General features: G+C 63.1%; 15 protein-coding genes. 6 read left to right on the top strand and 9 right to left on the bottom strand.

Features of this window, described 5'->3' with window-relative positions; genetic code table 11:
* Positions 1-104 precede the first annotated feature (104 nt).
* Positions 105-1,730, top strand: coding sequence for a biotin carboxylase (locus F0M17_RS13235; protein WP_073707895.1), 1,626 nt, complete (start codon positions 105-107; stop codon positions 1,728-1,730).
* Positions 1,720-2,955 (top strand): serine hydrolase, encoded by a 1,236-nt coding sequence (locus F0M17_RS13240; protein ID WP_149597270.1) that lies wholly within the window; start codon positions 1,720-1,722, stop codon positions 2,953-2,955. The genes F0M17_RS13235 and F0M17_RS13240 overlap by 11 nt, the downstream gene beginning before the upstream one ends.
* A gap of 170 nt (positions 2,956-3,125) precedes the next feature.
* Here the strand turns inward: F0M17_RS13240 and F0M17_RS13245 are convergent, their stop codons facing one another.
* Positions 3,126-5,861: an aminotransferase class I/II-fold pyridoxal phosphate-dependent enzyme gene (locus F0M17_RS13245; protein WP_149597271.1), complete on the bottom strand. Its 2,736-nt coding sequence runs from the start codon at positions 5,859-5,861 to the stop codon at positions 3,126-3,128.
* Between the two features lie 246 nt (positions 5,862-6,107).
* Positions 6,108-7,064 (bottom strand): Lrp/AsnC family transcriptional regulator, encoded by a 957-nt coding sequence (locus tag F0M17_RS13250; protein WP_210416646.1) that lies wholly within the window; start codon positions 7,062-7,064, stop codon positions 6,108-6,110.
* A 236-nt stretch (positions 7,065-7,300) separates the two neighbouring features.
* On the opposite strand from F0M17_RS13250, the gene F0M17_RS13255 reads away from it, so the two are divergent.
* Genes F0M17_RS13255 through F0M17_RS13265 form a run of 3 tightly spaced genes read left to right on the top strand, consistent with a single transcriptional unit; the run spans position 7,301 to position 9,996 of the window.
* On the top strand, positions 7,301-8,047 hold the full coding sequence (locus tag F0M17_RS13255; protein ID WP_073707893.1) for a DUF5058 family protein: 747 nt from the start codon (positions 7,301-7,303) through the stop codon (positions 8,045-8,047).
* Positions 8,048-8,056: 9 nt separating this feature from the next.
* A complete protein-coding gene (locus F0M17_RS13260) occupies positions 8,057-8,776 on the top strand; it encodes a hypothetical protein (RefSeq protein WP_073707892.1) in 720 nt (239 codons plus the stop codon).
* Between the two features lie 11 nt (positions 8,777-8,787).
* Positions 8,788-9,996, top strand: coding sequence for an amidohydrolase (locus tag F0M17_RS13265; protein ID WP_149597272.1), 1,209 nt, complete (start codon positions 8,788-8,790; stop codon positions 9,994-9,996).
* An 83-nt stretch (positions 9,997-10,079) separates the two neighbouring features.
* On the opposite strand, the gene F0M17_RS13270 is transcribed toward F0M17_RS13265, so the two are convergent.
* The 5 genes from F0M17_RS13270 to mmsB form a co-directional block, all read right to left on the bottom strand.
* Positions 10,080-10,895 carry a Cof-type HAD-IIB family hydrolase gene (locus F0M17_RS13270; RefSeq protein ID WP_149597273.1) on the bottom strand — a complete coding sequence of 272 codons (816 nt, stop codon included), beginning with the start codon at positions 10,893-10,895 and terminating at the stop codon, positions 10,080-10,082.
* A 6-nt stretch (positions 10,896-10,901) separates the two neighbouring features.
* Entirely contained in the window at positions 10,902-11,711 is an 810-nt protein-coding gene (ppgK, locus tag F0M17_RS13275; RefSeq protein WP_038991604.1) for a polyphosphate--glucose phosphotransferase, read from the bottom strand.
* A gap of 70 nt (positions 11,712-11,781) precedes the next feature.
* The gene (locus tag F0M17_RS13280) at positions 11,782-12,846 is read right to left on the bottom strand and encodes an ROK family transcriptional regulator (protein ID WP_073707889.1); all 1,065 of its coding nucleotides are present in this window, start codon (positions 12,844-12,846) and stop codon (positions 11,782-11,784) included.
* Between the two features lie 9 nt (positions 12,847-12,855).
* Positions 12,856-13,974 carry an alcohol dehydrogenase catalytic domain-containing protein gene (locus F0M17_RS13285; RefSeq protein ID WP_149597274.1) on the bottom strand — a complete coding sequence of 373 codons (1,119 nt, stop codon included), beginning with the start codon at positions 13,972-13,974 and terminating at the stop codon, positions 12,856-12,858.
* 2 nt (positions 13,975-13,976) lie between these two features.
* Entirely contained in the window at positions 13,977-14,921 is a 945-nt protein-coding gene (mmsB, locus tag F0M17_RS13290; protein ID WP_149597275.1) for a 3-hydroxyisobutyrate dehydrogenase, read from the bottom strand.
* Between the two features lie 140 nt (positions 14,922-15,061).
* Here mmsB and F0M17_RS13295 point away from each other — a divergent pair, with 140 nt between their 5' ends.
* Complete coding sequence (locus F0M17_RS13295; protein ID WP_168202024.1) at positions 15,062-15,991, top strand: LysR family transcriptional regulator; 930 nt, start codon at positions 15,062-15,064, stop codon at positions 15,989-15,991.
* On the opposite strand, the gene F0M17_RS13300 is transcribed toward F0M17_RS13295, so the two are convergent.
* Together F0M17_RS13300 and F0M17_RS13305 are read right to left on the bottom strand one after the other, a co-directional pair.
* Positions 15,988-16,530, bottom strand: coding sequence for a hypothetical protein (locus F0M17_RS13300; protein ID WP_149597277.1), 543 nt, complete (start codon positions 16,528-16,530; stop codon positions 15,988-15,990). The two genes, F0M17_RS13295 and F0M17_RS13300, sit on opposite strands and share 4 nt — an antisense overlap.
* 192 nt (positions 16,531-16,722) lie before the next feature.
* Positions 16,723-18,102, bottom strand: coding sequence for an MFS transporter (locus F0M17_RS13305; protein WP_121867293.1), 1,380 nt, complete (start codon positions 18,100-18,102; stop codon positions 16,723-16,725).
* Positions 18,103-18,241: the final 139 nt, after the last annotated feature.

An 18,241-nucleotide genomic window follows, 5' to 3' on the forward strand; every position in this document is an offset into this window, starting at 1 on the left:
AGAACGTGTGCCGGTGCTTGCAAAGAGCCCTGAGCATGAAACTGTCACGCATTGCGCCGTGCCATTGCCCTACTTCGGACAGTTTCAAAGGACATCTCCACATCATGGCCAACATTCTTGAAGCCCACGCCCCGGCTTCTCGCCACCGCATGCCCAAACCCAGCGATCTCGACAAGCTGCGCCACAAGGCACGCACCGTCACCGATCAGCTCAGCGCCAACGTCGCGGTCGACGCGGCCTACAACGAGTCCGAACCGGCAAATCTCCCGGCCAAGGTCCTGCGCATGGACCGCAAGCTGAAGAACATGAGCGAAGTCCGCCATTTCTTCCGTACCAACACCACCCCGATCTTCTTCCTCGGCGCCACCCCGGTCAACCTGCTGGGTCTTGACCGCTGGGTCCGCAAGTTCAGCTACATCACCTACTACGACGGCTGGGATGGCCATCACCCGCGGGTCTTCACCCCCGCCGAGAAGCCCTATGTCGATTTCCAGAGCGCCGAAGAGATCAACAACTGGCTGCTGGAGAACTCCGAGGTCCGCGAATACATCGATTCCCAGTGCACCCCGGGCGGTCCGCGCCCGAAGATCGCGATGGTCTTCTTCGACGAGGAAACCGAAGCGATCTGCGAGGAGCTGGGCTACGACCTGATCCTGCCTTCGGCGGCACTGCGCACCGAACTGGATTCCAAGATCGTCACCACCAAGCTGGGCAATGCGGCTGGCGCCCCATCGGTGCCCAACGTGCTGGGCACCGCCGATAGCTACGAGGAGCTCATAAAACTAGCCGAGGAAGCCGGCCTGGGCGATGACCTGGTGGTGCAAACCCCGTACGGCGATTCGGGCAAGACGACCTTCTTCATCGATTCCAAGGCGCAGTTCAAGCAGCACTCCAAGAACATCATCGGCGAGCAGCTGAAGATCATGAAGCGCATCAACAACCAGCCGGTGGCCGTCGAAGCGGTGCTGACCGAATGCGGCACCGTGGTCGGTCCGATCCTGACCGAACTGGCAGGATACAAGGAGCTGACCCCGTACAAGGGCGGCTGGTGCGGCAACGAGATGCATCCGGATGTGGTCACCGATTCCCAGCGATCGCGTGCCATCGACCTGGTGCGAAAGGTGGGCAACGGCCTGAAGGACACCGGCTACCGCGGGTTCTTCGAGGTGGACGTGCTGGTGGACACCGACACCGACGAGGTGTACCTCGGCGAGCTGAACCCGCGCATTTCCGGAGCCAGCGCCATCACCAACGTCACCGCCGGCGCCTACGCCGACGTGCCGCTGTTCCTCTTCCACCTGCTCGAATACCTCGATGTGGACTTCGAGCTGGATGTCGACGAGATCAACGCCCGCTGGGAAGAGATGAGCGGGGCCGATGTCTGGAGCCACATGATCATCAAGGAAACCGATGACATCCTGCAGTACATCACCCACGCGCCGCGCACTGGCAACTACTACCTCGACTCGCGGGGCAAGCTGCAGTTCTCCCGTTCCGCCTTGGACTGGCACCAGCTGCAGACCCACAAGGAAGCATTCTTCCTGCGCATCTACGGCGTTGAGGATTACCGATGGAAGGGAGCCGATCTTGGGGTCCTGGTCACCAAGGCCAAGCTGCAGTACGAAGGCAAGAAGAAAACCAAGCTCAGCATCGATGCCAAGCACTTCATCTCCTGCATCCGATCCCAGTACAAGGGAATTGACGTTCCGCCAGCAGAGCATGGCAACTGAAGCGACTGATGCCGCCGGGCACATGGCGACTAACCTCGCAGGTCCTCCCAGCAAGGCGCTGAACATCGCCACCTGGCAGTACCCGCAGAACATCAAGCGCTCTTTCCAGAACATCGCCCGGATCCATCCCACCGTGAAGGTTTCGCGCGGAGACGGCCCGATCGTCAGGTTGCACCTGGCCGAGGAGAAGCTGGGCAAGCTGGAAGTTGCCAAAGCGAGCATTACCGACCCTGCACTGACCGTGCGCGGGGTAATGCACGCGACGAATACCGATGCCGTGCTGGTCATGCACAATGGGCGGATCCTCTGGGAGAAGTACTACAACACCATGACCTCGTTGACCGATCATCTGCTGATGTCGGTCAGCAAAACCCTGGTGGGCTCCCTGGCCGGTGCGCTGGTGGATGCCGGAAAGCTCGATACCGAGCAGACGGTGACCACCTACGTGCCGGCCTTGGAGCGCAGCGGCTATGCCGGCGCCCGCGTGCGCGACCTGCTGGATATGCGTTCGGGGATCAGGTTTTCCGAGGAGTACCTGGATCCGCAGGCCGAGGTGCGCCAGCTGGAGGAAGCCATCGGCTGGGCGCCGCAGCGTGGCGACATCGGCCCGATCGGGATGTACGAGTTCCTGCTGACCTTGGAGGCCAAGGGACCGCACGGCTCGGTGTTCGAATACCGTTCCTGCGAAACAGATGCCCTCGGCTGGGTGCTGGAAGCCGCCGGCGGCGCCCCGATGCAGGAACTGCTCTCAGACTATGTCTGGTCGAAGCTCGGGGCCCAGCAAGACCTGGTGATGGGTGTTGACCAGTTCGGCACCGGCATGTTCGATGGCGGCTTCAACGCCTGCCTGCGCGATTTGGCGCGGTTCGGCCATCTCTATGTCAATGGCGGGCGGGCGCTGACCGGCAAGCAGGTGCTCTCCGAGGAATGGATTGCCGATACCTTCATCGATGATCCCGCGCTGGTCCAGGCTTTTTCCCAATCGCCGGGCGATAACATGATGCCCGGCGGGCACTACCGGAACCAGATCTGGTTCCCGAACCCTGCCACCGGGGCCGCGGTGGCCCTGGGCATCCATGGACAGATGATCTACATGGATCCGGCGACCAAGCTGGTCGCGGTCAAGCTCTCCAGCTGGCCGCTGCCGCAGGACGCTTCCAAGCTGTTCCCGACCATTCGCGCGTTCGAGGCGATCTCGGCGCATCTGGCGGAACGGAAAATATAGCCTCCAGGCCACTGGCCAAGGCCTTGGTTTGCGCATCGTGCGCGAACCAGGGCCTAGGACGTTGTGCCGGCGGCCATCCTGCGCTCCAGTCCCTGCACAACTGATGCGCGAATCCGCCCGGCAAAACCGGGCGGATTCGCACTGTGTTCAGCTCAAGCCGCTCTGCACGCTCAGGACTGCTGCGCCACGACCTGTTCCAGGGCTTCGCAGGTGAATACCTGGTAGCCCAAGTCCTGGTGGTACCCGTGGATCTCGCGGGTATCGAGCCGGTCCATGTAGTCCAAGATGCCCAAGGTGATCTCCTGCCCCGGAACCAGCACCGGGAAGCCCGGCGGGTACGGGGTGACGAACACCGCCGAGACCACGCGGTCCCCCGCCAGCAGCTGGGTACGGATCTGCGCCGAGGACAGGAAATGCGTCGCCGGATCCTGGTAAGTCAGGTAGTAGGCCGAGCGCATGTCGCCGCTTCCGCCGCCTCGGGAGAATTCAGGAGCGAAGGCGCTAAAGTCCGGCAGTGGAATCTCTTCGGTCGCAGGCTTCTTCCCCAGCGCCAGCACGCGGCCATCCAGCCGGCGCTTGCGGTCCAGTTCCTCGGCGATCTTCACCAGCACCTCGATCAGGTGCGCCACTGCGGAACGCGTGGTGCCGATATTGGTCATCAGCAGCACCGAGGTGCGGCTGGTCTTGTTGACCTGGATCGAGTGCCCATCCATCAGGTACTCGTGCTTGAAGGTGTCCCCGTCCACGCCGGTGCGGCTGATGTCCAAGGTCAAGCGCGAGGGGTCCACCACGAACTCGTCTGCCGCCCAGGCTTCGTCCCAAGCCGCCAGGCCGTCGCGCACCGGGTTCTGCGTCGCGGAGTGACGGTACTTCTGCGGAATCAGATCCGTCGAGTGCAGGATCTTGAAATACTTGCCCAGCAGCTCGTTGCGCGCCATGGCCCGCGAAATCGACTGCGCCAAATCGACCTGGCGCTGCACCAGCGCATAGCCTTCCAGCTCTGCCTGCCGGCGGCCGATATCCAGCGAGGCAAGGATCTGGTAGTTCGGCGAGGTGGAGGTGTGGGTCATGTAGGCCTCACGGAAGGCGTTGAGGTTGCGCACCGCGAAATCCTGGTCATAGATGTGGATCATCGAGCCCTGGCGCAAGGAGGTCAGTGTCTTGTGCGTGGACTGGGTGGAATACACGCGCAGGCGGACCTGCTCCGGATCCGGAATCAACCGGGTGTCCAGCCAGGCCTGGTCATTCTCCGGGTGCGCAATGGTGCCCGGTTCCGGCAGCGCAAGCTGCTGCGCGGCGTAGCGCTCGCGGTATTCGGCGCTGTCCAATTCTGCTTCCAGCACCCCAGCCACGGTCATCGCGGTGCGCCGTCGGTACACCGGGTGGAACCCAGCGAAGGCGAACCAGGCCTCGTCCCAGAGGAATACCAAATCGGGTTTGATCGCCAGGCATTCTTCCATCACCCGGCGCGGGTCATAGATGATCCCGTCGAAGGTGCAGTTGGTCAGCGTCAGCATCTTGACCTTGTGCAGCAGGCCCTCGCGGCGCAACTGCAGCAGCCGTCCCTTGATCTCTTCCAGCGGCACCGCCCCGTACATGGAGTGCCCGTTGAGCGGGTAGGCCTCCAGGTAACTCACGTTCGCTCCGGCCAGCACCAGGGAATAATGGTGCGACTTGTGGCAGTTGCGGTCCACCAGCACGATGTCCCCCGGCGCGAGGATCGACTGGTGCACGATCTTGTTGGCCGTCGAGGTGCCGTTGGTGACGAAGTAGGTGCGGTGGCTGCCGAAAGCGCGGGCCGCCAGCTCGTGGGCCTTCTTGATGGAACTCTGCGGATCCAAGAGGGAATCGAGCCCACCGGAGGTGGCCGAGGTTTCTGCCAGCAGCAGGTTCTTGCCGTAGAAGTCCACCAGGTCCCGTGCCCACGGGGAGTTCTGCACCGATCCGGCACGGGAAATCGGCATGGCATGGAAGACTCCACCGGGCCGTTTGGCGTACTTTTGCAGGGCATTGAAGAACGGGGTCTGGTACCGTTCGAGCACTTCCGAGACAATCGACAGGTGCAGGTCCATCCGGTCGTTGCGCGAGAAGATCCTGCGGAAGCGCCCGGTGATTTCGTGGGCGATGGATTCCAACGCAACTCCCGCGATCAGGTACACCGGAACTTCGGGCCGCAACTGGTCAAGGATGTTTTCCAAATCCAGCAGGCCGCGGATCTGCTTGGTGGATTGGAAGTAGCTCTCCATCCGCCGGGCAATGAAATTCTTGAGCGTCGAGGAGAGCCGGCGGCGCGTGCAGACATCAAAGCGGGCAGTCAGCACGACCGCCTGGATGCCGGGATTGATCAGGATCGCGGCCAAGGCGTCTTCCACGCTGGGCACCACCACGAAGTTGTAGTGGAAAGGATCGGTATGCTGGCGCTGTTCGGCGATTTCGTCCTTGAAACGCTCAATTTCTTCCGCAGGCCCATTGTCCACCAGCAGGATTTCCACCATCGGGACCTGTGCCTTGCCGGGGCCCGGTGCGACATTGCCCAGCTGGGCCGGATCCGCTTCCGCCCCTTCATGGCCGTCCATGTCCACATATTGGGTCTGGTTCCTGAAGGTCTGGTTCGCTTGGTAGACCAGCTTCATGGCATCTTCATACTGCCCGCCGGACATGAGCCGGGAAACCTCGTTGAAGTAGTCGATGCCGGGATTCGCCCAGTACGGTTCGATGGCTGCCAGTAGCCCCATCAACCGGCCGGCTTCCAGCTCATGTTCTGTGCGGCGTTCTTCCTCCTGGTATTCAGAAGAAATCTCGCTGAGTACATAACCCAAGTGCTCCCACGCATCCTTGCGCTTGCGCCACGCGCTTTCGGGCGTCGCCGTTCCTTGGTTCGTCCCGTAGGTCAACCTCTTGCTCACGGTTGCCGGTCTTCCTTTCGCCCCTGCAGAGTTAACTGGTTGTTAACCGCGCGAGCACAGCTGCCCCGCTCGGTATCGAGAGACTATGCCACTTCCGGAACCGTTTCGAACCGTTTCGGCGATATTACGCATTATTTTCGTCATTCGATGAAGTGTTCACCCAGCGTTTACCGCAGGTGGAATGAACCGGAAGCAAGAGCCAGAAACCGGTGAATTATCGCTGAATTCTTTTGCCTTGCCGACCGCTCAGGATTCCGCGGGCTGCCCGCCGCGCTTGCGCGCCCCGAGCACCATCGAGGTGCGCAGCTGGACCATTTCGCCCCAGTTGGTCTTGGCAATGAATTCATAGAGATCCCGCTGGGTTGGCACCGTGACATCGACCAGCAGCTGGGCATCACCGGCCACCGCTGCAACGTATCTGACCTGCGGCAATCCAGCGAGCAGGGTTCCCAGCGCATCCACATCGGCAGGGGAGACCTGGACCCAGAGCAGCGCTTCGACCTTGAACCCCATCAGTGCCGGGTCAACCAGTGCACGGATGCTGATGTGCTCGCCGCGCAACAGCCAGTCGACTCGGCGGGAGACCGACGTTTCGCTCATGCGCACCTGGCGCGAAATGGCCTCGATGCTGGCGCGTCCGTCCTTGCGCAGCACGTCGATTATGAGGTGATCGCTTTCGCCTAGCTCCCCGATAGGGTTCCATGCAATTAATTCGCCTCCTGCGCTGGGAGACAACGCCGCTTCCTGCCCCTGGCTCAGCTCCCCGCCGCGCCAGGCGCGAATGGTCTTGAAGTATTTCAGGATCGGGTAGATCTGGATATTGCTCAGGCCCGGTGTCGCTGGCAGCTGCAGCGTGAGGATGTCCTGCAGCCCGCCGTCATAGTGCAGTTCGCTCACGACGTCGCTCTCACCGGTGACCATATAGGTGAAGCTGGTGTCGGTTCGCGCGGAGAGCGCCTGGCTGGCAACCGGGATCGTTCCCGGCGCGCAGCTCAGCGAAGCGATGACAGCGCCGGCTCGATGGGAAATGGCCGCGATCTTCACCTTGCCCTGCTCAAGCATCGCTGATCCGTAGCGGGCTACGGTGCGTTCCGGTTCGCCAATCACCCTGGCGATCTTGCGCCACGTTGCCCTGCCATCCACCTGCAACGCGACAATAATTCGGCGTTCCAGGTCGCTGAGCTCGGTCAAATCTTTCATCATTCCTACTTTCAGGCCACAACCGTCGTTCATCGCCGGTACTTTTGCGAACTATACGAAAGAACGCCCAATTCATTCGTCGAAATCCCCGATATCTTGGATGCGATTCGGGTCGATTTGGAGGAATTAGCCAGAATTATGGCCAATCTATCCATATCTTGCCAGAAGCATTCTAATCCCGGATCGTTGAACCCAAAAGAGATCCACCTCACATTGATTTTCAGACCCTAGGAGCGCAAATGAATCCGCAACTCGTCATGGCGGCAGGTGATCCTGGTTCAACCGATATCTGGGCTGTCGCCAACTCCCCCGTTCTCTGGATCTGCGCTCTGGGCGTCTTCGCGGTCATCTTCGTCCAGTGCATCCTGTACTCGCGTGCAGCGAAGAAGGCCGCCCCGCACGTGGACATGCCAATCAATGAGGTCAAGGAATCCTTCCGCGCTGGCGCGGTAGCCTCCATCGGGCCTTCGCTGGCCGTGGTCCTCGTGGCTATTGCCCTGCTGGCCCTGTTCGGCACTCCGGCTGTGCTGGTGCGCATCGGCCTGATCGGCTCTGCCGCGGCCGAAACTGCTTCGGCCAGCATCGCCGCGGGCACCATGGGCGCCCAGCTGGGCGGCGACAGCTACACGCAGCAGGTCTTCGGCGTCGCATTCATGGCGATGAGCCTGTCCGGCGCAATGTGGATGATCTGCACGCTGATCATGACACCGCTGCTGAAGAAGGGCGGCTCCACGCTGGCCAAGCGCAACCCGGCAGTGATGGCGCTGATCCCCGCCGCCGCCCTGCTCGGCGCCTTCTCCGCCCTGACCATCGCCGAGCTGCCCAAGTCCAATGTGCACCTGATCCTGGTCGGCATCTCCGCTGCGGCCATGGGCTTGTGCCTCTACCTGGCCAAGGTGCTGGAGCTCAAGTGGCTGAAGGAATGGGCCCTGGGCATCTCGATCGTCATCTCCATCGTCGCCGCCTACTTCCTGCACACCGCCTAAGGACCGATCATGACTACGACATCCCAATTGTCCAGCGCCGACGCTTCGATGGCGCGCTTCGAGAAGCAGACTTCCCGCTACGGGTCCATCACGATGCTCATCGGCTTGGTCCTGTCCCTGATCGGCCCGATCTACATCGCTTTCTTCAGCGGGCTGGAGATCACCAGCACAATGATCTGGGTGGCCTTCCTGACGGTAGCCGGCACCTTCGGGGTGCTCTGGTTCGTCGAGCCGCTGACCTATTTCCCCATCCTGGGTTCGGCCGCCATGTACCAGGCCTTCATGATCGGCAACATCTCCAACAAGCTGCTGCCCGCGGCCATCGTGGCGCAATCGACCATTGGCGCCAGGCCCGGAACCAAGCGCGGCGACCTGGCCGCGGTGATGGCCATCTGCGGTGCCGCCACCGTCCACCTGACCAGCTTGCTGCTGTTCGTCGGCCTGCTGGGCACCTGGCTGGTGTCCATGATCCCCGCCGATGTCATTGATGTGGCCCGCCTGTACATCCTGCCGTCGCTGATGGGCGCGGTGCTCGTGCAATGCATCGTGGCCATGAAGTCCCTGCGCCCGACGGTCATCGCGATCGTGCTGGCCCTGGTGATGAACTTCGTCGTTGTCCCGATGGCTCCGGCCATCGGCATGTTCGCCACCGCCATCGTGGTCATCGCCTCCATTGTCTTCTCCTGGGTCCTGCGCGACCGCAAGAAAATCCACACTTCAGAAAGCTAGAGGATCATCGCATGCTGAACACCTACGGACTCACCGACGCCGAAACCCAGGCCTTGCACGAGGACTACCTGCACCTGCACCGTAACCCGGAGCTGTCCATGCAGGAGCACAACACCGCTGCGTTCATCGAATCCAAGCTCAGCGAACTGGGCATCGAGCACTTCCGTTGCGGCGGCACCGGCGTGGTGGGCATCCTGCGCAACGGCGAGGGCCCGGTGGTGGCCTTCCGCGCCGACAGCGACGGCCTGCCGATTGCCGAGGACACCAAGGCGGAGTACGCCTCCACCGCCAAGGGCTTTTTGGCAGATGGCACCGAGGTCCCGGTCATGCACGGCTGCGGACACGACACCCATGTGGCCAGCGCCCTGGGCGCGGCCCGGGTGCTGGTGCGCAGCACCGATGTGTGGGCCGGCACCGTGGTGTTCATCTTCCAGCCCGGCGAGGAAACCAGCGCGGGAGCCGCCGCAATGCTCGCCGACGGCCTGTGGGATCGGGCACCGCGGCCAACGGCGGTCCTCGGCCAGCACGTATTCCCCTTTGCCACCGGCACCATCCATATCACCCCGGAATCGGCGATGGCCATGGCCAACTCGCTGGAGGTCACCCTCTACGGCAAGCAGGCCCACGGTTCCCAGCCGCAGGATTCCATCGACCCGATTGTGCTCGGAGCCAATATCATCACCCGGCTCCAGACCATCACCTCGCGCGAGCTGCATCCGCTGGATTCGGCCGTGGTCACCTGCGGCTCCTTCCACGCGGGTTTGAAGGAAAACATCATCCCCGACACCGCGGTATTCACGCTGAACATCCGCACGCTCACCGAGCCGGTGCGCGAGAAGGTCCTGGAAGCAGTCACCCGGATCATCAATGCCGAGGCGGATGCCTCGGGAGCACCGCAGCCGAAGATCGAGCAGCTCTACACCTTCCCGCGGCTGTACAACGACCCGGAGCACACCGGCAATGTCGTCGGCGCGCTGCGCCAGGAGTTCGGCGAGGAGCAGGTCCGTCTGGTGCCGCCGCTGATGGGATCCGAGGACTTCGGTTCGCTGGGCGATGCCATCGGCGTGCCGTATGTGTTTTGGATGTTCGGCGGCGCCGACCCGCAGGACCCGGCACCGGCTGGCAACCACTCCCCGTTCTTCCTGCCTGAGTACCGTGGAGCGTTGGATTCCGGCGTGCGCGCAGCCTTGGCCGGAATTCGCCATTATCTCGGCGCCTAACTAGCCAACAAGAGCGCGTAGGGCCTGGGTGAAGGAAAATTTCCTTCACCCAGGCCCTGAGCTGTTTCAGCTCCCCCGGCGTGTCAGAGCTGGGCGCGCCCGTCGAGGTAGGCGCCGAGCACCTGCAGCACGCCGTGATCAAGGTTGGACGGCGCAGTGAAATTCGCGGCTTCTGCCACCACGGGGTGGGCATTAGCCATCGCAAAAGAGTAGGTGGCGGCCTTGATCATTTCCAGGTCGTTGGGGTAGTCGCCGAAAACTGCTGTTTCATCGGCGCTGATTCCCAGCTTCTCCTGCAGCGCATTCAGGGCCAAGCCCTTGTGCACGCCATGATTCATCGCATCGACCCAGTGGCTCCCCGAGATCACCACCTGCAGCGGAACTTCCAGCGCCGTCGCCATCTCCTTCACTGCACCGGTGCCGACGTTGATTGCCATCTTGATGATCTCGTCCTCGACCAAAGCCAGGTCGTCCACCACCTGCACTGCACGGTAATACGGTGCAATCGCGGCGGCGAACGCATCATCGGCGCGCTCCACATAGGCGGTGCGGCGTCCGCACAGCACCAATCCGGCATCGAGCGCAGATTGCGCGCGGACGGCCTGGATAATCGCGTCAACCGAGGACTTACCGATGATGTTGGAGTAGATCTCGTTCTCGCCATGCATCACGACGGTGCCGTTCTCGGCAATGATCGCGATCTCGCCCAAGGGGGCGAACTGCTCGCGCAGGGTGGCGAACTGGCGCCCGGAAGCCGGCACGAACTTGATGCCGCGTTCCTGGAGCCGGTCGATGAGCGCCCAGGATGCCTCCGGAATTTGGCCCTCGCCGTCCAGGAAGGTGCCGTCCATGTCAACGGCGACGAGCTTGATCTGGGCGTTCGGGTCAATCGTATGCATAGGTTCCTAGTTGCCGGGATTCAGCGCGCGATGCGCGGCGCCCAATACCCCGGCGGCGTTGTTGAAGCGGGCGGGCACGATCTTGGCACGCAGTTCCAGCTGCGGCAGGAATTTCTCGTGGTCTTCGGAGATCGCTCCGCCGATGATGATCAGATCCGGGCTGCAGAGGAATTCCACGTGGGACAGGTAGCGCTGCAGGCGGGCGATGTACTGTTCCCAGCTGAGGTTTTCCTCGTGCATGACTCGCGCGGCGGCCTTGCTCTCGGCATTGAAGCCGTCGATTTCGAGGTGGCCGAATTCGACGTTAGGGAAGAGCACTCCGTCGCGGAAGAAGGCCGAGCCAATGCCGGTGCCCAGGGTCAGCAGCAAGGTGCTGCCCTTGACAGGCTTGCCATTCTCGGCTCCCGCACCCGCGTAAACCTCGGCGACGCCGGCGGCATCCGCGTCATTGAGCACAAAGACGTCGCGGCCCAGGAGCGCACTGAACGAGGCGGTGACATCCAAGCCGATCCAGGCCTTGTCGATATTGGCCGCCGAGTGCACGACGCCGTCGATGACGATGCCGGGCACGGTGACACCGGCGGGAATCCCGGCCAGCTCATCGCCGGTGAGCTCCTGCAGGTCGGCAATGATTCCTGTCATCACCTGGGCGACGGCCTCCGGATGCGCGCCTTCTGGGGTGGCGGCCTTGCTGAAGGTGCTCTCAACGAGCTTGCCGTCGGTTCCAACCAATCCGTACTTGATGGACGAGCCGCCCAGATCAAGGCCGATGGCAGCGAACTGCGACGTGGATGCCGATGCGTCAGATGGTGCCATCAGTGGTCTCCCCGGTGATGCAAATAGAATTTTAAGGACTCTTTACAATATATAGCTTGGATCACTTTGGTCAACGTGCCCGGTAGTTTTCCCACAAGTTGCCCAAGGCGAGCTCCCGGGCACCAGCCAGAGCCCCGCGTGCCGCGGCTTCGGTTCCCAATGCGGAAAGCTGCACATGGACCGGCTTGGGCAGCAACCTATTCAGCTCGCTCTCCAATGCCGCGCACAATTCAGGGGTCAGGCCCGGACCGATGGCCACCACCCGCTGCGGATCGACGAAGCCAATCAAGTTCGCCAGGACCTGGCCGAACGGCGCAAGGAATGCCGGCCAGTTCCGTTCGTCGGCCAGCTTCTCCCAGAGCACGCGGGTCTGGAACATCCCCGCCTCGGCGAGCGCTTCGCGCAGGTTTGTCCCGCCCACCACCTGGGTCTCCAGCTCGCCAGCGGTGCCGTGCTTGCCGCGGTGCAGCGCACCGTCGATGACCAGTCCTGCGCCCAGGCCAGATCCGATATAGATCATCATCAAGGAGTCTGCCTGCTCGCCCGCTTCGGCCAGGGCCATCCAGTTCACGTCGTTATCCAGCAGCACCGGAACACCGTCAGCGAATTGGCCTGCAAGGTCAGCTCCGGAGGAAGGGAAAATCGGGGTAGCCAGCACGCGCAGCTCGCCATCGCGCTCCACCGGGGCCGATTGGCTCACGGCCGCGGCCAGCAGCGGGGAGCCGAGCTCGGCGGCCACGCGCGAAATCTCCCGGGCACCCATTTGCGCTACTTCCGCTGCAGTGGTTTGCGCGGTGAGCGGGTAGAGGCGGTCCACCAGGGTTTGCCCGGCCAGGTCGGTGGCGCGGACCTGCAGGAATTCAGCCTGCAGGCACAGGGCCAGCAGGTGGCCGAAGCTGCTGTCCAGCGCATAGTGCTCCGGTACGCGTCCGCGCTTGGGCTCGTTTTCCCGCTCGATGGCCAACGCCAACCCGTTCTCCTGCAGGCGCGAAATCGCCTGCGATGCGGTGGGCTTGGAGATGCCCAGATCCGCGGCGATCCGGGTCCGTGTCGCCGGGGCCTTGCAGAGGTAGTCGAAGACCCGGATGTCGGTCAGGGTTGCCAGGGCACGGGGCCCCGCAGTGGAATCAGTCACCCACCAATCCTACTGGGCTTCCGCCCCGATTCCGGGTAGCAGAACTTGGCGTACCGAGCGCCCGTCAGCCAGATCGTCGAGGGCTTCGTTGATCTGCGCCAGCGGCCTGGTCTCCACCAGCTTCTCTACCGGGAGCCTGCCTGAGCGCCAAAGCTGCTCGTAGTAGCCGATATCCTGCTTTGGCAGCGCAGAGCCCATATAGCTGCCGATAATCGTGCGGGCGCCGGCGGTCAGGGCCAATGGCTCGATGCTGCTCATCGCGCCCGGGGCCGGCAGCCCCACGGTCACCAGGGTTCCGCCCACGCCTGTGGCCTGCAATGCGGTTTCGAAGGCCCGCGGATGACCGGCGGCCTCAACCACGATCTGCGCACTGCGCTGCCCCAGCTCCTGCGGCGTGCAGGCTTCATCGGCACCCAAGGCCAGCGCGGCCGCCAGCTTCTGATCATTGGCGTCAATGGCCAAGATCCTGCCGGTAGTCCGCTGCCCTGCGGCCACCAGCAAGGCGGCCATGCCCACTCCGCCCAGTCCAATGATGGCCACATCCTCGGCACCTGTTGCCTTGGCGGCATTGCGCAGCGCGCCGCCGCCGGTGAGCACCGCGCACCCCAGCACCGCGGCCACCTCGGCCGGCACATCCGCGCCCACCGGTACCAGGCTGCGCGCATCCATCACCGCATAATCGGCAAAGGCCGAGACGCCCAGGTGGTGGTGGACCGGCTTGCCATCGAGCATCAGCCGGCGAGCGCCAGTCAGCAGGGTTCCAGCGGTGTTGGACGCGGTGCCGGCGCTGCACGGAAGCTTGCCTCCGGTGGCGCAGGCTGCGCAGTTCTCGCAGCGTGGCAGGAAGACCGAGATCACCTGCTGGCCGATGTCCAGCTGAACCCCTTCGCCAACCTGCTCGATGATGCCGGCCGATTCATGCCCGAGCACCATCGGGAGAGGACGGGGCCTGTTCCCGTCGATGACCGACAAATCCGAATGGCAGAGTCCGGCAGCCGTAATGCGCACCAGCACTTCCCCGGGGCCGGGGTCGCCAAGCTTCAGCTGGCGGATCGCCAGCGGCCGATGCTTGGCATAGGGCCGCTGGTTCTCCGGATGCTCCAGCACCGCTGCCTGGATCTGGCGCATGCTCAGCCGGCAGCTGGCTGGTTGGCGTTGGCCGGTTCCGGGCTCCACCCGCGCACGGCGCCATCAGGCAGCAGGTTCTTCACGATCAGCGAGCAGTCCTTGTCCCCCAGCCCCTGCTCGATCAGTTCGTCGAAGTGCTCGCGGGCCAAGCTGGCTGCCGGCAGCCGCACGCCGTTGCTTTCTCCGGCATCTAAGGCCAGCCCGACATCCTTGCGGGCCAGGTCGGTGCGGAAGGTCGCTTCGAAGTTGTTGTTTGCCGCAGCGGTATCGATGATGCCCGGCACCGGGTACCAGGTCTGCTGCGCCCAGGAACGGCCCGAGGAGACCGAGGCGATCTGCCAGAAGACCTCGGGATCCAGGCCCAATGCCTCGGCCAGCTGGGAACCCTCGGCACTGGCCATCAGGTCGATGAACAGCATCATGTTGTTGCAGATCTTGGCGGCAATGCCCATGGAGGGCCCGCCTGCGACGATGGTCTTGCCGCTCATCGGGGCGATGAATCCGCTGGCCCGGTCCATCAGTTCCGGCTCACCGCCGAGCATGAAGGCCAGGGTCCCCGCCGCTGCGCCGGAGATGCCGCCGGATACCGGGGCATCAACGAAGTGCAGTCCACGCTCCGCGGAGCCTGCGTGGATGTAGCGGGAAGTTTCAATGTCCACCGTGGAGGAATCCAGCAGGAGCATGTCCTTGGTGGCGTTGGCCCAGATGCCTGCCTCGCCCTCGTAGACCGAGCGCACGTGCGCGCCCTTGGGCAGCATGGTGAATACAGCATCGGCATGCTCCATGGCTTCGGCCACCGAGCCGGAGATCTGCACCCCGCCTCCCGCCGCGGCGGCGCAGGCCTCCGCGTCCAGGTCGTAGCCGCGCACCTGGTGCCCGGCGGCCACCAGATTCGCTGTCATCGGTCCGCCCATGTTGCCCAGGCCAATCCATGCGTACGTGCTCATCTGCACACCCCTCGTCGTTGCGTACCGTCCTTTCAGGCCAGCGTAGGATGCCGGTCGCGCCGGACTCAATGCACCCCGGCACGGCAATTGCGCAAGCCCGGTGTGCGCTAGCGCACACCGTCCATGGCAGACTGTGGACTATGGACCGTCAGATCGATTACCGCCATCTCGAATCACTCATTGCCCTGCTGACCGTTGCACGACTGGGCCGCTACACCGCCGCCGCGAACGTCCTCGGGGTAAACCACTCGACGATTTCCCGCCGCATCGACGCACTGCAAAAGGCGATGGGCGGCCACCTGCTCACGCGCACCCCCAACGGCTGGGAACTGACCGATCTGGGACGCCGGGCGATGGCCAGCGCGGAAACCATCGAGCAGGCAGTGGAGGCCATCGGCGCCGAGAAGGACTCCGGAGCGCTGGCAGGCCATGTGCGCGTCGCTGCCCCCGATGCATTCAGCGCGCACCTCGCTGCCCCGGCACTGGCCAAGCTCCAGGTAAAGCATCCGCAACTGGTCTTCGAGATCGTCTCCGAAACCACCCGTGCACGGCAGACGCGTACCGGCATGGACTTGGAGATTGTCATCGGCGAACCCCATGTCCGCAAGGCCGCCTCGATGAAACTCATGGATTACGAGTTGCGGCTCTACGCCACTGCCGAATACCTGGAAAGCCATGGCACGCCAAGATCCATCGAGGATCTGGCAGGGCATAACTTGAACTACTACATCGATACCGCTCTGACGGTGGACAAGCTCGATGACGCCACCAGCGCCCTGCCACCGATGCGCCGCTCCATTTCTTCCACGAGCATCGCGGTGCAATACGCGGCCACCATGAACCATGCCGGCATCGGGCTGCTGCCAACATTCCTCTCCCGGCACTATCCCAACATGATTCCGGTGCTCCACGAGGAGTTCACCTTCCACTCCGAATATTGGCTGGTGGGACGCGACGAGGCTTTGCGCAGCCGTGCGGTCCAGGAAACGGTGCGCGCGCTGAATGATGCGGCCGCCGCCGGCGACTGGTTCATTCCGCCGTTCCCCATGCCGAGCGCCTCCGGAAGCTAAGGTGTTCGGACTGGTTCCCAATCCATGATGGCTTGGCACATCTGTGCCGTTGATTGCGCGCTGTCCAGTCGGAGCACCGGACGGGACTCGTTCTGCAACCATGCCTCGTGGTGCGCGCGGCTGCGTCCGGCGAAGTCCGGGTCATCGTAGCCAGCCGCCCACAACATGAATCGCTCCACAGCCTTTGGATCCAGGGCTTGCCCGGACTGCCGAAGCTGCTCGCGTTCGGCAAGCCGTCGCAGGCGCACGCCGGGATCCAGCGTCAAGAACACGAAGGCATCGCATTCGGCCAGCACATCATTCCCCCACCCCTGCGTGGATCCTGAAAGCACCCATGCGCTGCGTGGCACGAAGATCTCATGCATGAGCTTGGAGCGTTCAGTTGGCGCTCGCTGCTGGGAGTAGGGCGGGTCGGTGGGTACCCAGAAATAGTCGTCGCTATCGGCGTGCGGAACTGACCAGGCGTTCGCCACGGCACGGGCAAGTGTCGTCGTACCACTGCCGCTGGCACCGAAGATATTCAGCCTGCACTGCTTCATCTGGAGCTCCCCTGCCTGGCTGCTTTCTCATTGTTCTCCCGATGGCTCCGATGCCATCAGCAGCATGTGGCTACCAGAATTACAGATCGAACCAGTCCCGACAAACAATCTCTCTGCCCGTTGGATGCGGGCACGCCAAAGGCCAGTCCCTGCAACGGAACTGGCCTCCGGCTTGATGTTCGCTCCTCCGACTTACTTCTGCATCTTCATTTCGGCGCTCGAAGCGGCCCCGCCGTTGACCGCCAAGCGGTCAGCCTCGTCGATCTCGCCGAGATCCAGCCCCTTGGTTTCCTTCATGAAGTACACCGCCACCATGGTGACTGCTGCGGCGAAGACAATGTACCCGGCGACCGGTACCCAGGATCCGTAGACCTTCAGCAGGAAGGTTGCGATGATCGGTGCCATCGAACCGGCAACAATCGAGGTGACCTGGTAGCCCAGCGAGACACCCGAGTAGCGCATGCGGGTCGGGAACATTTCCGCCATGATGGCCGGCTGCCCGGCATACATCAGGCCATGCACGAACAGTCCCAGCATGATGGTGGCCAGGATGACCGCATCGTTTCCAGTGTTGAACAACGGGAAGGCTGCCACGCCCCACACTGCCATGAGCACCACGCCGGTGGCATAGACCGGTCGACGTCCGCGGCTGTCGGTGAAGCGTCCAACAATTGGCACCAGGATGGCGTGGAAGACGTGTGCCACAAGCATCAGGCCCAGAATTGTGGAGGTGTCCATCTTCAGCTGGGTGGCCATGTAGGTGATGGAGAAGGTGACCACCATGTAGTACATGATGTTCTCGCCGAAGCGCAGCCCCATGGCGGTGAACACCCCGCGCGGGTAGCGCTTGAATACTTCGCCCACGCCATAGCCGGCGGCCGCGTTCTGTTCCAGCTCCGCCTTGGCTTCCTTGAAAATCGGGGCATCGGAAACACGGGTGCGGATGTAATAGCCCACTACCACGATGACCACCGAAAGCCAGAAGCCGATGCGCCAACCCCATGCCAGGAAGGCAGCCTCGCTGAGCGTTGCCGAGAGCACTAGCAGCACCACCGTGGCCAGCAGGTTGCCCACCGGCACTGCCGCCTGCGGCCAGGATGACCAGAAGCCGCGTTCCTTGTTCGGCGCATGCTCGGCCACCAGCAGCACCGCGCCGCCCCATTCCCCGCCAACGGCGAAGCCCTGGGCGAAGCGCAGCACGATCAGCAGGATCGGTGCGGCGTAGCCGATGGAATCGAAGGTGGGCAGGCAGCCCATCAGGAAGGTGGTTGCGCCAACCAGCACGATCGCCACCTGCAGCAGGTGCTTGCGTCCGAACTTGTCGCCGAAGTGGCCGAAGACGATGCCGCCGATCGGGCGGGCAATGAAGCCGACCGCGTAGGTCAGGAAGGCCTTGATGATATTGTCCAGGTCGTTGCCGGTATCCGGGAAGAAGATCTTGTTGAAGACCAGGGTGGCCGCAGTCGCGTAGAGGAAGAATTCATACCATTCGACGACGGTGCCAGCCATGGAGGCTGCTACGACCCGGCGCAATCCCTTGCGCTCGGCCTTCGATGACGTTTCGCTTGCCACTGTGCGTTCCTTCCGCCTGCGCCGGTACCCCCTGCGGGACCAGCTTCATCAGCGAGTATGGCCTAGATCACATGGCGAAAGATAGGCGGAAAGAGGCATAGTTGGAGGCAGTTTCTGCACATTCAGCGTGCATTTTTGC

Source organism: Glutamicibacter sp. ZJUTW (genome assembly GCF_008370855.1).
GTDB classification, from domain to species: domain Bacteria; phylum Actinomycetota; class Actinomycetes; order Actinomycetales; family Micrococcaceae; genus Glutamicibacter; species Glutamicibacter nicotianae.

Bases quoted from the DNA above. Each gene is read 5' to 3' on its own strand.
- F0M17_RS13270 (WP_149597273.1), bottom strand. From the start codon at position 10,895: ATGCATACGATTGACCCGAACGCCCAGATCAAGCTCGTCGCCGTTGAC.
- F0M17_RS13250 (WP_210416646.1), bottom strand. From the start codon at position 7,064: ATGATGAAAGATTTGACCGAGCTCAGCGACCTGGAACGCCGAATTATT.
- F0M17_RS13295 (WP_168202024.1), top strand. From the start codon at position 15,062: ATGGACCGTCAGATCGATTACCGCCATCTCGAATCACTCATTGCCCTG.
- F0M17_RS13235 (WP_073707895.1), top strand. From the start codon at position 105: ATGGCCAACATTCTTGAAGCCCACGCCCCGGCTTCTCGCCACCGCATG.
- F0M17_RS13240 (WP_149597270.1), top strand. From the start codon at position 1,720: ATGGCAACTGAAGCGACTGATGCCGCCGGGCACATGGCGACTAACCTC.
- F0M17_RS13300 (WP_149597277.1), bottom strand. From the start codon at position 16,530: ATGAAGCAGTGCAGGCTGAATATCTTCGGTGCCAGCGGCAGTGGTACG.
- ppgK (WP_038991604.1), bottom strand. From the start codon at position 11,711: ATGGCACCATCTGACGCATCGGCATCCACGTCGCAGTTCGCTGCCATC.
- F0M17_RS13265 (WP_149597272.1), top strand. From the start codon at position 8,788: ATGCTGAACACCTACGGACTCACCGACGCCGAAACCCAGGCCTTGCAC.
- mmsB (WP_149597275.1), bottom strand. From the start codon at position 14,921: ATGAGCACGTACGCATGGATTGGCCTGGGCAACATGGGCGGACCGATG.
- F0M17_RS13285 (WP_149597274.1), bottom strand. From the start codon at position 13,974: ATGCGCCAGATCCAGGCAGCGGTGCTGGAGCATCCGGAGAACCAGCGG.
- F0M17_RS13260 (WP_073707892.1), top strand. From the start codon at position 8,057: ATGACTACGACATCCCAATTGTCCAGCGCCGACGCTTCGATGGCGCGC.
- F0M17_RS13255 (WP_073707893.1), top strand. From the start codon at position 7,301: ATGAATCCGCAACTCGTCATGGCGGCAGGTGATCCTGGTTCAACCGAT.